The following is a 12,293-nucleotide window of genomic DNA, read 5'->3' on the forward strand; positions in this document are numbered from 1 at the left end:
GCCAGGCCTCAGGCTTGAGCTCTCAACACGCGGCGCAGGATCTTCCCCGATGCAGCCTTGGGAATGGTATCGATGAAACGGACTTCCGAAAGAGCCTTGTAGCTTGAGAGCTTCTCGGCGACGTGAGCCTTGAGGGCCTCTTCCGACGGCTCCGTGCCCGGTTTTGCGACAACAAAGGCCGCCGGGCGTTCCCCCGCCTCCTCGTCCGGCACGCCAATGACGGCCGCATCGGCGACGTCTGGGTGCGTGAGAAGTACCGCTTCAAGCTCCGCCGGAGCGACTTGGAAGCCTTTCACCTTGATCAGTTCTTTCAGGCGATCGTGGATAAAGAGATATCCATCGGCGTCGAAGCTCGCGAGGTCGCCGGTCCTGAGCCAGCCATCCGGTGTGATCGTCGCGGCCGTCGCCTCGGGATTGTTCAGATACCCCTTCATCACCTGCGGTCCACGTACCCAAAGCTCGCCCTGCTCCCCAGTGCCGCAAATCTCGCCCGTCTCGGGGTTCACGATACGGCATTCGGTGTTGGGTATGGTCTGCCCGCAAGAGCCGGGTCGGGGGGCGTCCCTGTGAACCAGATGGCTGACCGGGCTTAGCTCTGTCATCCCGTAGCCTTGCATCGAGCAGCAACCCAACCGTGTGGCAACCGCTTCGCCGAGTTCCGCGCCAAGGGGAGCGGCGGCCGAGAAGAATATCTCGACCGATGACAGGTCGAACTGATCGACCACCGGGTGCTTTGCCAGCGCGATTGCGACCGGCGGAACACAATACAGGCTTCGCGGTCGATGCGTCTGCACAAGTTCCAGGAACAGCTCTAGGTCGAAACGCGGCATGGTAACGAGCGACGCACCATGTGCGAGGTGCAGGTTCATGAGCACCGTCAGCCCATAGATATGAAAGAACGGCAGAAACGCGATCGTCACGTCTTCCGACCGGACATCGGCCGCAACGAGGGTCTGGTCGATGTTCATGACGAGGTTGCGATGGGTCAGCATAACGCCCTTCGGCAGCCCGGTCGTCCCGGAGGAATAGGGAAGGGCAACGACATCTTCATCAAGGTCGACCGGGATCTGATTTTGCAGCGGCTCGCCAAGTAGCGTGGCGAGCGGCGTCGCGCCCTCGGCCTCGCCGATAACCACGATCTCGGTAACGCCCGTTCCCTCAATGCCGACGCGTGCGGTTTCCAAGAACTGCGGGATGGTGACAAGAAGTGTCGCGCCGCTGTCTCTAAGCTGGTGGTGCAACTCATCGGCAGTATAGGTCGGATTGACAGTGGTAATTGCACCGCCCGCATAGGCTGCCCCGTGAAAGACAATGACATATTCCGGGATGTTGGGCGCCATCAGGGCCGTGACCGTGCCTGTTCCGCACCCCCGCGCAAGCAGGCCGCTGGCGAGGCGGCGAATACCGGTCTCAAGGTCACTCGCGGTCATTGTCCGGCCCGTAGGGCCGTCTGTTAGCACTGTACGGTCTGGATCACGCTGAAGGCCCTGGAAAAGCCGTTCCGTCACACTCAGAGATGTCGGAGAAACCGGATCGAACCGGCTTTTGACGATGGTCATGCTGCCCCTCCACAGCTGTCGTTGCCGCGAGGTTAGCACACCTGCTTCAAATTCGCGCACTTACTGCTTTGGGATAATGGGGTGTTTGTCAAAGGCGGCGGCGATTGTCGATCCGCTCAGAATTCGGCGCGGCCCGCGCCTGTCGATCGGTTACAGCCTTGGCTTGCACGTGAACTGGGGCAACAATCGGTGAAGCATCCCTTTCGGGATCAGGTCCTCTCGTCCTTCGGACTTTCCATCACGACGAATGTCGTCAGCGCATGAACCTGCGGCAGTTCACCGAGAACATCGGTGTGAAACACCTTGTAGGCCGCCAGATCGCTGGTCTCGATCCTGAGAAGGTATTCCACGGTTCCGGTGATGTTGTGGCACTCGCGTACTTCCGGCGAGCGGGTGATGGCGGCCTCGAACGCTTTCTGTGAGGCTTTCGTGTGGTCGTTCAGCCCGACCGCGATATAGGCGGTGAACCCGGTGCCAAGCTTCGTCCTGTCAAGCGTGGCGCGGTACCCGGTAATGATGCCCCGTCGCTCGAGATCCTGAACCCGGCGCAGACAAGCGGAGGGCGAAAGGCCCACGCGCTCCGCAAGCTGAATATTGGGCAGGCGCCCGTCCCGCACCAATTCGCGCAATATATTTTCGTCAATTTGATCCAGATCCGCCATTAGTTGCGCAGATTGAGCTTCAGCGCACAAATTGGCAACCCTGTTGCGTCCCTTTTCGAGCAATCTGCGGCAATGACCTACGACGTGCTCATTGCTCTTGCGACCTTCGCCCTTGTGACCTCTGCAACACCGGGGCCGAACAACCTGATGCTCATGGCATCAGGGGCGAACTTCGGATTCCGTCGAACCATTCCGCACATGCTCGGGATCGGAATCGGATTTACTTTGATGGTGGCCGTCGTCGGCCTCGGGCTTGCCGGCATGTTCGACGCCTGGCCGGCGCTGCACACGGTCCTAAAGGGCGCCAGCGTTCTTTACCTTCTGTGGCTCGCCTTGAAGATCGCGAATGCCTCGGCACCCGCCGGGGCCGGCGTGTCGGCTGGCGGACGGCCCTTCACATTTCTGGAGGCGGCGGGGTTCCAATGGGTCAATCCCAAAGCCTGGGCCATGGCACTTACGGCGGTGACCGTCTACGCTCCGGGCCGTGAAGTCTGGGCGGTGCTGCTTGTGGCGGTTATCTTTGGCGCGATTAATCTGCCCTCGGTCAGCACGTGGACGATTGCAGGGCAGGCGATCCGCCGCTGGCTGACAAACCCCGGACGTCTGCGCGTATTCAATCTCACGATGGCGCTGCTTCTGGTTCTGTCACTGGTGCCGATGCTTGTCTGACGCGCCCGTCATACGTGCCATGTAATCGTCGAGTGTCTTGCCCGGCTCATCGGTGAACAGCGCGGGCAGCGGGTCGGCCGATTGAATGCGATCGACCCTGAAGACCCGAAAATCTTCCCGCAACTCGCACCATGCGGTCAGTGTCCAGACCCGGCCCCAGTACTCCATCTGCAGCGGCCGGATCGTGCGCTCCGTTTCCGCATCGGAGAGGGACCAGTAGCTCAGTGCAAGTTTCTGCCGCGCTCGGATCGCGGCGCGCAGCGTGGGCATGTGCGTAAAGCCGCCCTGCGCATCTGCGAACGGGTAGACGGCGAATCCCCAGCCTGAGGGTGGCGCCGTGCGATCCTCCGGTACGACCGCGTCAATCTTTGCGGCGAGACTGCGCGCGGCTGCCTGAAGCTCGGGATCGGCCGCCTCCGAAACGACCGCCATGCCGAGGTGAAGCGCCTCAAGCTCTGTCAGCGTCAGGTTCAGGGGTGGAAGCGTTACAGGGGCCGTCAGGATATAGCCCACCCCGCGCTCTCCTTCGACGGGAATGCCACAGCCGCGCAGCGTTTCCATATCGCGATAGACCGTCCGCTCCGACACCTCCAGGCGACGCGCGAGATCGGCCGCCTTGTGCAGGCGGCCGTCCCTGAGAATGCCGATCAGGTCGAAGAGGCGATCGGTGCGGCGCATGTCACTCCATCTGCATCAGGATCGCCTCGTGGCGCATGTCGACCGAGGCACCGTCGATCGCATCGATGAACGGCTTCGTTTCGGGATTGGCGAAGATCGTTTTGGCGGCACTCCTGGCACGAGCCATGTCCGTCCAGGTCACGTAGTCGGTCCAGCTGCCGTCCTCGTTCTTCGACAGCCGCCGCGAGACAAAGCCAGGGGTCGCCGCAACGAGGGGCTGCATCCCGCGCGTCGCATCCAGGAATGCGTTTTCGGTTACACCATTGGCGAGGCGGAACCGCACGATTTCGGCAACCGCCGCCGGCGAGGCGTCGCCCGCACGGTTCGTGTCGGCGGGCGCGCAAAGCGCGCCGGTATTCATGAGGGTCTTGGGGGCTTTCATTGTCGTTCTCCGATTCGATGTGTGAAGACCCTGCTTAACCGCGCACAACTGACATAAACCTGTCAGTTGAGTTTTGCCAGCATCCGCTTTTCGCCGCCATCGGCCCTCATGGAGCAGGGAAACCGCGCACCTCCTCTTTCCGGCCGCAAGGCGCCCTTCTAGAAGAAAGGCCAGACATGACAGAGGCGGGCCGCCCCGCCCAAGGGAGTTTGACATGGGTATTGGAAACATCGGCCTTCCCGGCCTTCTCTTGATCGCGATCGTCGTGCTCGTGCTTTTCGGGCGCGGCAAGATCTCGTCGCTGATGGGCGAGGTCGGCAAGGGTATCACAGCGTTCAAACGCGGTGTGGATGACGGAAAGCGGGAACTCGAGGACGCGAAGGCGGAAGACGCCAAGGATGTCACCCCGCCAGAACATGCCGACGTGACGCCCAACAATCCGTCGGTCGACACGACCAAGGACAAGGTCTGATCCTCGAAAACGGAGCCTGAAGGCGATGTTCGACATCGGATTCATGGAGCTTCTCGTGATCGGCATCGTGGCGCTGATCGTGGTGGGGCCGAAAGACCTTCCGGGCATGTTCCGGACGCTCGGGCGCTTTACGGCAAAGGTCCGCGGCATGGCGCGCGAGTTCCAGCGCGCGATGAATGATGCGGCGGATCAGTCGGGGATGAAGGAAACTGCGGCGGGCCTGAAAGACATGACCTCGTCGAAATCTCTCGGCCTCGACACCCTGAACAAGGCTGCCGACAGTTTTGAGAAATGGGATCCGGCCAAGTCTTCTAAGGCGCCGCCGAAAAGCGGGTCGATGAAGCCGGAAGGCCCCAACACGGCGAAGATGCGCGAAGAGCAGGCGGCAAAGGCCCGCAAGCTTCAGGAGGAAACCGCCGCCCGCCTTGCTGCGGCGAAGGACGCCGAGGGCGCTCGCGCGGCCTTCACGTCCCCTTCGGCCGAGCCAGCGAAGCCGTCGCCGACGCACTCGTCAGCGCCAGCTCCCGCTCAGGAAACTCGGGAACACCGCCCCGTGCGTCCCCCTGAGGGCCATCGCAAGAACATGCCGAAGAAGACGGCGGCCCGGCCGCAAAGACGAGGGCGCTGATGGCCGATCGCGACGACGACATCGAAGACAGCTCCGCCCCGCTGATCGAGCATCTGGCGGAGCTGCGCACCCGTCTCATCCGCTCGGTGATCGCCTTCATGGTTGCGATCACGGTATTCTTCATTCCTGTACAGGGCGAGTTCATCGCTACCCACGTGCTGGAATTCATGCTCGGGCCGATCGAGGCGACGCTGCGCGATCTTGGCGATCCCTCACCCACGCTCCAGTACACAAGCCCCCAGGAATACCTCTTCACCCTGTTCCGGATCTCGATTGTCTTCGGCTTCGCGCTGGCCTTTCCGGTGATCGGCTTCCAGATGTGGCGCTTCGTGGCGCCGGGCCTCTACCGGTCCGAAAAGAACGCGTTCCTACCCTTCCTGATCGCCTCGCCGATCATGTTCTTTGTTGGCGCGGCCTTTGCCCACCTAGTGGTGACACCGCTTGCGATGGCGTTCTTTCTTGGTTTTGCCGATGTAAGCTCGATCTTCGCCAATCTCATGGGCGACACCGATCTACCGGCCGAGGCGGTCGCGGTGCCCGAAACCGAAGAGGGCATTCGCGTCACCTTCTTCGGCAAGGTCAACGAATCCCTGGACATTTCCCTTAAGTTCATCATGGCGTTCGGCCTATGCTTCCAGCTGCCGGTGCTCCTGACGCTCATGGGCAAGGCAGGACTTGTGACGGCGCGGGGCCTCGCGAATGTCCGCAAATACGCGATGGTCGGCATCCTCGTTCTGGCCGCCCTCGTGACACCGCCGGATGTCGTGACCCAGATCATCCTCTTCACCGCGGTCTACGGGCTTTACGAGATCTCGATCTGGCTCGTCCGCGCGGTAGAGCGGAAGAAGACCCGCGAGTTGCGCGAGGCCGGTATTCTCGACGAGGACGAGGATCTTTACGGCGACGTTGACGAGGATGACGCGAAGGCATGAGCGATCCCATGGAGCGCATCGCGGCGGCCCTCGAACGAATGTCGCCGCCGCCCTTCGAGGCGCCTGACTTCGCAAGTGCCGAGGCCTTCGTCTGGCACGTCTCTCCCGATCGCCTGACGCCGGTGCCACGGGTCAACCGCGTCGATCTCCCGCTTCTGATCGGGATCGACAGGGCGCGCGACACGCTGCTTCAGAACACCCGGCAGTTCGCGAAGGGGCTGCCTGCGAACAACGCGCTTCTCTGGGGCGCCCGGGGTATGGGAAAATCCTCGCTCGTGAAGGCGATTCACGCAGAGGTGGCGCGCGAAGGCCTGCCCCTCAAGATCGTCGAAGTGCAGCGCGAGGATCTGCCCTCGATCGGGCGGCTGCTCGCACTCCTGCGCGCAGCCGATGCGCGCTTCATCCTGTTCTGCGACGATCTCTCCTTCTCCCATGACGATGAGCACTACAAGTCGCTGAAGGCGGTACTCGACGGCGGGGTCGAAGGACGGCCCGAGAACGTGGTTTTCTACGCCACCTCGAACCGCCGCCACCTCATGCCACGCGACATGATCGAGAACGAGCGTTCAACGGCGATCAGCCCTTCCGAGGCAACCGAAGAAAAGGTCTCGCTCTCCGACAGGTTCGGTCTCTGGCTCGGCTTTCATCCTTGCAGTCAGGACGCCTATCTCACGATGATCCGCGGTTACTGCGATGCCTTCGGGATCGAGATCGACGATGCAACGCTTCGGGCCGAAGCGATCGAGTGGCAGGCCACCCGAGGCGCGCGTTCCGGTCGCGTTGCCTGGCAATACGTCACCGATCTCGCCGGGCGTCGTGGCGTCCGGGTAGGCTAGGCTCCTTCATATTGGCGCAAATACTCCGGGGGTCCGGGGGCAGGGCCCCCGGCGGATCGGCTCGCCGAAGGCGGGTCGATCTCACTCGCTCTGCAGCACCACCTCGACCCGGCGGTTCACGGCGCGCCCGGCCTCGGTATCGTTAGGCGCACGCGGGGCCAGATAGCCCACGCCTTCCGCCGACAGGCGGGCCGGCGCGATGTCATGAGCCTCGACAAGCCGCAGCGCGACGGCTTCGGCCCGCGCGCGGGACAGTGCGATGTTGCGGTCAAGCGCGCCGACCGCGTCGGAATGGCCGACAAGAGTGATCCGGGTGCCGGGCCGATCCCGCATCCAGGCGGCAAGTTCGGCAAGCGATGCGAAGGGCCGGTCTTCCAGTGTGGCCGAGCCGGTTGCGAAGGCCAGATCCTCGAGCGCCACATGACCCTCGGCCATCAGCCTCTCCGTCAACCCCGCTCCCTCCCCGGATACCGGCTCCGCCGCCGCTGCCTGCGTGGGGGGTGGAGTGGGGGCGGGGGTCGGCCGGGGCGCGCCGCCCGGATCGATCCGCAGGATATGGATATAGCCCGTGGTCGCACTCCGGCTGACGGTCAGTGCGATCAGTTCGCCGTCATCGCCCGGCGCCCGTGCGGCAGCATAGGCATAGTCGCCAAGATCCACATGCATCTCGGGCTCGGGCAGAAGATCAAGCTCGTACCGGAAATCGAAACCGCCACACTCGTTGTCGCGGCAACTGAAGAGAAGGGTATATCCGTCGCGGGCCAATCCGGCGATCAGCGGGTCGGTGAGTTGATCCGTCGTCAGCGCGGTGCCTGGCACGGTCCAGGCTTCGCGGCGTACCGCTCCGGTGCCACGCGTCACTTCCGTGCCCTCCGCAGTCCAGGGCCCCACCGGCACCAACCGGGTTTCGGCCGGGCTTTCATCGGCGCTTGCAAGGACGGCCGAGGGAGGTACCTCCAGGGCCAGCGCGGGCGCGGCGATCAGCCAGAGCATGGCCGGCCAGGCCGTCCGGAGGATCATCGCGCCTCGGCGTGATAGTCCGGGTTCGGTTCCATGCCGACTGCGGACGCCACCCGGTTCGACATGGCAAAGAAGCCCGCGACGCTCGCGATATCCCAGATATCGCGGTCGCTGAAGCCGGCATCCCTCAGGGTTTGCCTGTCCGCTTCAGTGATCTTCGCGCTTTCGGTCGTCACCTTCTCGGCAAAACTCAGCATCGCCGTCTGCCGCGCATCGAGGTCCGCAACACGCCAGTTCATCACCATCGCCTCGCCAAGCGCGGGGTCGCCCGAAATCGTACGCACGGCCGCGCCATGGGCGACCTGACAGTACCAGCAACGATTGATCGACGAGACTGCAACCGCGATCATTTCGCGCTCCAGCTTGGTCAACCCGCTCTCGCCCAGCATGAGATCGTTGTAAAGCGCGGTGAAGGCATCGAGCTTGGCGATATCGAAGGCGTAGGCCTTCAGCACGTTGGGCACAAAGCCAAGCTTCTCGGTGCAGAGGTCGAAATAGCTCTGCGTGCGCTCCGGCAGGGGATCGGCGGGGTGCAATTCGAGGGCGGTTACGGGAGGGTCGGTCTTCACTGTGCTCTCTTGCGCGCGTCACGCATCCTCTGGATGGATTTGGTAGTGATACTGTCCCACGGCACGCATCCCAAGGGAAGCGTAGAGCGTATTGGCGGGGCCGTTCGCTGCGGTAACGGCAAGGGCCAGCGTGTCCGCCCCTTGCTCCGTCGCCCATGCCGCGGCGCGGTGAAGCATGGCGCGGGCGGCTCCCCGCCGCCTGGCCTCCGGGCGGACCTCGATGGCGTGGATCATCGCGATCCGGCCTGCAAGCGAGACGAATGCACTACCGGCGGCGCGACCACTCAGTCGGGCGAGAAGCCAGCACTTGGGTGTCGTAGCACGTTCCATCACCTGTAACCGTGCGGGGCCGATCCCGCCTGCGGCCCAGATCTCTGCATGAATGCCAAGGCAGGCGTCGCTGGGAATGGCGTCCAGCGGGCGCTGGTTCGGATTCAGCAGCCGAGCGCTCGGGGTGGCGTAGAAGAGGGTGGGGTCGACGATCTCGTAGCCTCGTGCCTCAAGCTGCCGTGACATTGGGTCGTCCGGCGCTGCCGACCGAAAGAGACGGGGCTGTTCAAGGCGCTGCATTTCCGCTTCGGCGATCGCCATGTCGGAGGCGCTCACCGGACCGAGCGCGGTGGCGGCCGACACGCGCTTTCCGCCGCCCGCACCCTCGCGAAGTCGCCAGGGCCCGTTTGTCCAGGCGTGTTTCGGAGGCCAGCTCAACTCCAGCGCTTGTTCCAGCGAGGCCTGGCCGGGCAGGGTCACGTGGCTGCGCCCGGAAACAGGGCGCGAAGCTCTTGTTCTGCGGCGTCGACCTGTCCTGCATCGGATCCACGGATCACGATGTTCGATCCGAAAACACCCTCTCGGATAAAGGGATAAGAGCCGAATCTGAGATCTGGATAGGCCCTGGACAGATCGCCCAGTGGCGCTGCGATATCGCCTTCACCGCGCTTGATCCGGACAGTGGCCGACACAAGCGGCACGCCACCCGTCAGCCGCGGGATGAGCGAGTCGACCATCGCCTGAAAGATAGTAGGTACGCCGGCCATCACATGCACGTTCCCGATGGTGAACCCGGGCGCGGCGGAAATCGGGTTGTCGATCAGCGCCGCTCCGTCGGGGATCCGGGCCATTCGCATCCGTGCCGCGTTAAGCTCCTGGTCCAGGCGCGCATAATGTGCTTCGAGCAGGGCGCGGGCATCGTCGCGCACGTCGATTGCGGCCCCCATCGCCTCGGCCACGGCATCGGCAGTGATGTCGTCATGGGTCGGACCTATCCCGCCTGAGGTGAAAACGTGATCGTACGCGCGGGAAAGCGCGCGCACCGCCGCCACGATCGCCTTGTGATCGTCCGAAACGATGCGCACTTCCCTGAGGTCGATCCCCCGCTCGGTGAGGACGCCCGCAAGGTGATGCATGTTGGCGTCACGTGTGCGCCCCGAGAGGATCTCGTCCCCGATCACGAGCATGGCGGCATTTGGATTCGGCATATCCGTGCGGTCCTTTCAGCGGGCGAGGGCGCGGGCGGCAATGCGATCGTAAACGTCGAGGGCCCCGTGCGCGTGAGACTGGATCATCGCCCCGTGGATCCGAGCGAGGAATTCCATCGCAGCGCCTTCGGGATCTCTGGCGCCGCGCCGCGCGAAGAGCGGGACAAGCCACCGCGTGACACGGGCGAAGAAATCGCGCGTCTCGGCCGCGACATCCAGTGGCAAAGAGGCACATTCCGCGCCGAAGACGGCGCCCAGGCAAAGAAGGTCTTCCTCCGCCAGCCTGCGGCGCATTTCGGCGACGAACGCCGCAAGGAGGGCATCGGCGGGCTGGCCTGCATCCTCACTGTTCCCGAGGCCGGCGAGCAAGGTGTCGGTATAGCGCCGCATCAGCACCGTCGCCAGGTCGGCCTTGGCGGGAAAGTGATAGTGCACCGAGGCGGGCTTGATCCCGATCTCCTTGGCGATCTCGCGAAAGCTGAAGCCCGCATAACCGCCCGTGCGTGCGCCATCCTCGGCGATGTCGAGAATGCGGGTGGCGGTGGGGTTTGGCTGGTCCTCGGTCATGGCGCTTTGGTAGCCGAGCGCCGGGGGCGTGGCAAACCACTCTGTGAGGTGATAGGGGCCGGTCATGGAGTTTTCGACCCCCCTGATCCCTGGCCGCCTCGTGCGGCGCTGGAACCGCTTTCTGTCGGAGGTGGAGCTTGAGGATGGCAGCGGGATCGTGCGTGCCCATTGCCCGAATCCCGGCAGCATGATGGGGCTGAAGGAGGCCGGGCTCAGGGTCTGGCTCGAACCCAACGACGATCCGAAGAAAAAACTGAAATACGGCTGGCGACTTGTCGAATTCGGGAATGGCCATTGGTCGGGGATAGACACAGCGGTGCCGAACCGCGTGGTGAAGGAGGCGCTTCTCGCGCGCGCGATCGCGCCTCTTGCGGCCTATGACGAGGTTAACCCGGAGGTGAAATACGGCACGAACAGCCGGGTTGATTTCCGTCTGGCCGGGCCGGGTCTTCCAGATGCCTATGTCGAAGTTAAGAACGTGCATCTCAGGCGTGACGGCGACTGGGCGGAATTCCCCGACAGCGTGACCGCGCGCGGCGCGAAACACCTTGGCGAGCTTATTGAAGTGGCGGCTACGGGTGGGCGGGCCGTAATGCTCTACCTCATCCAGCGTACCGATTGCGCGCGCCTCAAGATGGCGGGTGATCTTGACCCGGTTTACAGCGATGCCTTCGAAGCGGCGGCGGAGGCGGGTGTCGATATGCTGGCCTATGGAACGCGGATCGATACGAGCGGTGTGTTGCTGGGCGAACGGATGCCGGTTTTCCGCGCGGATGGGCGTGAATTCAAGTGATTGCCGATGATTGCGGGTTACTGGAAAACGGGACGCGCTTCGCCTATCTAGGGGCCGATAGGAAACGGAGCAGGCCGTGGACGACACGCAGAGCCGTCTGACCAAGGACGGTATCAGGCTTTACGAACGCGAGGATTTCGCCGGGATGCACACGGCCGGGGCACTGGCCGCGCGCATTCTCGACGAGATCGCGGCCGCTGTATATCCGGGCCAGACGACGGCGGAGATCGACCGGAGGATCGAGGAGATGGTGGCGCGTGCAGGCGCGACGTCGGCCACGATCGGCTACAAGGGCTATCAGCACGCCTCCTGTATCAGCGTCAATCACGTGGTCTGCCACGGCATTCCCGGCGGTAAAGTCCTGAAGGACGGGGATATTCTGAACATCGACGTCACCGTGATCGTCGACGGCTGGTATGGCGATTCAAGCCGGATGTATGTGGCAGGGAAACTCAGCCGGAAGGCCGAGCGGCTGATCGAGGTGACACACGATGCCCTGATGGTGGGGATCGAGGCGGTGAAGCCCGGCAATACCTTTGGCGACATAGGCGCGGCGATCCAGAACTTCGTCGAAGGCCACCGGATGAGTGTGGTGCGCGATTTCTGCGGCCACGGGCTTGGCCGTGTGTTCCATGCGCCTCCGAATGTCCTGCATTACGGACGGCCCGGAACCGGTGCGGTTCTGGAGGAGGGCATGTTCTTTACGATCGAGCCGATGGTGAATCTTGGCCGGCCCGAGACCAAGGTTCTCGCCGATGACTGGACGGCCGTGACCCGCGACAAATCGCTCTCGGCGCAGTTCGAACATTCCGTGGGTGTAACCGCGGATGGCGTCGATATCTTTACGCTTTCGCCGGCCGGCAAGTTCCACCCAACGTATTGAGGCTTTCGTCGCGACCCTTCGGGTCGCGCCGACCGATGCGGGGGGCCCCCCCCCCCCCCCCCCGATTTTAAACCAAAAAAAAGGCCCCAAGCCCCCCAAACACCCATGCAAGGGATGCACCCACCCCTTCCCCCCCCGCCCCCGAAATATGCGGGACCGCCCCCC

At 63.5% G+C, this 12,293-nt stretch carries 16 protein-coding genes; 7 read left to right on the plus strand and 9 right to left on the minus strand.

Annotation, left to right across the window (positions count from 1 at the left end; genetic code table 11):
* Positions 1-8 precede the first annotated feature (8 nt).
* Positions 9-1,559, minus strand: coding sequence for an AMP-binding protein (locus RXV90_RS21210; protein ID WP_316651546.1), 1,551 nt, complete (start codon positions 1,557-1,559; stop codon positions 9-11).
* Between the two features lie 209 nt (positions 1,560-1,768).
* Entirely contained in the window at positions 1,769-2,221 is a 453-nt protein-coding gene (locus RXV90_RS21215; RefSeq protein WP_316651549.1) for an Lrp/AsnC family transcriptional regulator, read from the minus strand.
* 72 nt (positions 2,222-2,293) lie between these two features.
* On the opposite strand from RXV90_RS21215, the gene RXV90_RS21220 reads away from it, so the two are divergent.
* On the plus strand, positions 2,294-2,890 hold the full coding sequence (locus RXV90_RS21220) for a LysE family translocator (protein ID WP_316651550.1): 597 nt from the start codon (positions 2,294-2,296) through the stop codon (positions 2,888-2,890).
* Here RXV90_RS21220 and RXV90_RS21225 read toward each other — a convergent pair.
* Together RXV90_RS21225 and RXV90_RS21230 are read right to left on the minus strand one after the other, a co-directional pair.
* Positions 2,867-3,568, minus strand: a complete 702-nt coding sequence (locus tag RXV90_RS21225) for a helix-turn-helix transcriptional regulator (protein ID WP_316651553.1) — start codon at positions 3,566-3,568, stop codon at positions 2,867-2,869. The two genes, RXV90_RS21220 and RXV90_RS21225, sit on opposite strands and share 24 nt — an antisense overlap.
* 1 nt (position 3,569) lies before the next feature.
* Positions 3,570-3,950: an antibiotic biosynthesis monooxygenase family protein gene (locus RXV90_RS21230; RefSeq protein ID WP_316651554.1), complete on the minus strand. Its 381-nt coding sequence runs from the start codon at positions 3,948-3,950 to the stop codon at positions 3,570-3,572.
* Between the two features lie 214 nt (positions 3,951-4,164).
* Here RXV90_RS21230 and RXV90_RS21235 point away from each other — a divergent pair, with 214 nt between their 5' ends.
* Genes RXV90_RS21235 through RXV90_RS21250 form a run of 4 tightly spaced genes read left to right on the plus strand, consistent with a single transcriptional unit; the run spans position 4,165 to position 6,818 of the window.
* Positions 4,165-4,422 carry a twin-arginine translocase TatA/TatE family subunit gene (locus RXV90_RS21235; protein WP_316651556.1) on the plus strand — a complete coding sequence of 86 codons (258 nt, stop codon included), beginning with the start codon at positions 4,165-4,167 and terminating at the stop codon, positions 4,420-4,422.
* A gap of 25 nt (positions 4,423-4,447) precedes the next feature.
* Positions 4,448-5,050 (plus strand): Sec-independent protein translocase protein TatB, encoded by a 603-nt coding sequence (gene tatB / locus RXV90_RS21240; RefSeq protein WP_316651558.1) that lies wholly within the window; start codon positions 4,448-4,450, stop codon positions 5,048-5,050.
* Positions 5,050-5,982 (plus strand): twin-arginine translocase subunit TatC, encoded by a 933-nt coding sequence (tatC, locus tag RXV90_RS21245; RefSeq protein WP_316651560.1) that lies wholly within the window; start codon positions 5,050-5,052, stop codon positions 5,980-5,982. The genes tatB and tatC overlap by 1 nt, the downstream gene beginning before the upstream one ends.
* Complete coding sequence (locus RXV90_RS21250) at positions 5,979-6,818, plus strand: ATP-binding protein (RefSeq protein WP_316651562.1); 840 nt, start codon at positions 5,979-5,981, stop codon at positions 6,816-6,818. The genes tatC and RXV90_RS21250 overlap by 4 nt, the downstream gene beginning before the upstream one ends.
* Before the next feature lie 81 nt (positions 6,819-6,899).
* Here the strand turns inward: RXV90_RS21250 and RXV90_RS21255 are convergent, their stop codons facing one another.
* From RXV90_RS21255 to RXV90_RS21275, 5 genes are read right to left on the minus strand one after another with little or no spacing between them, the layout of a single operon-like run.
* Entirely contained in the window at positions 6,900-7,838 is a 939-nt protein-coding gene (locus tag RXV90_RS21255) for an OmpA family protein (RefSeq protein ID WP_316651564.1), read from the minus strand.
* Positions 7,835-8,407 carry a peroxidase-related enzyme gene (locus RXV90_RS21260; RefSeq protein WP_316651567.1) on the minus strand — a complete coding sequence of 191 codons (573 nt, stop codon included), beginning with the start codon at positions 8,405-8,407 and terminating at the stop codon, positions 7,835-7,837. Before RXV90_RS21260 ends, RXV90_RS21255 begins: the two co-directional genes overlap by 4 nt.
* An 18-nt stretch (positions 8,408-8,425) precedes the next feature.
* Positions 8,426-9,157, minus strand: a complete 732-nt coding sequence (locus RXV90_RS21265; protein WP_316651569.1) for a GNAT family N-acetyltransferase — start codon at positions 9,155-9,157, stop codon at positions 8,426-8,428.
* Positions 9,154-9,885, minus strand: coding sequence for a competence/damage-inducible protein A (locus RXV90_RS21270; protein ID WP_316651571.1), 732 nt, complete (start codon positions 9,883-9,885; stop codon positions 9,154-9,156). The genes RXV90_RS21265 and RXV90_RS21270 overlap by 4 nt, the downstream gene beginning before the upstream one ends.
* Before the next feature lie 15 nt (positions 9,886-9,900).
* Entirely contained in the window at positions 9,901-10,518 is a 618-nt protein-coding gene (locus RXV90_RS21275; protein WP_316651573.1) for a TetR/AcrR family transcriptional regulator, read from the minus strand.
* On the opposite strand from RXV90_RS21275, the gene sfsA reads away from it, so the two are divergent.
* Both sfsA and map read left to right on the plus strand, forming a co-directional pair.
* Complete coding sequence (sfsA, locus tag RXV90_RS21280) at positions 10,517-11,245, plus strand: DNA/RNA nuclease SfsA (RefSeq protein WP_316651575.1); 729 nt, start codon at positions 10,517-10,519, stop codon at positions 11,243-11,245. The genes RXV90_RS21275 and sfsA overlap by 2 nt on opposite strands.
* A 76-nt stretch (positions 11,246-11,321) precedes the next feature.
* Positions 11,322-12,128: a type I methionyl aminopeptidase gene (gene map / locus RXV90_RS21285; protein ID WP_316651577.1), complete on the plus strand. Its 807-nt coding sequence runs from the start codon at positions 11,322-11,324 to the stop codon at positions 12,126-12,128.
* The last annotated feature ends 165 nt before the right edge of the window (positions 12,129-12,293 follow it).

Origin of the sequence: Ovoidimarina sediminis (assembly GCF_032586175.1) — a bacterium.
Lineage (GTDB): Bacteria > Pseudomonadota > Alphaproteobacteria > Rhodobacterales > Rhodobacteraceae > Ovoidimarina > Ovoidimarina sediminis.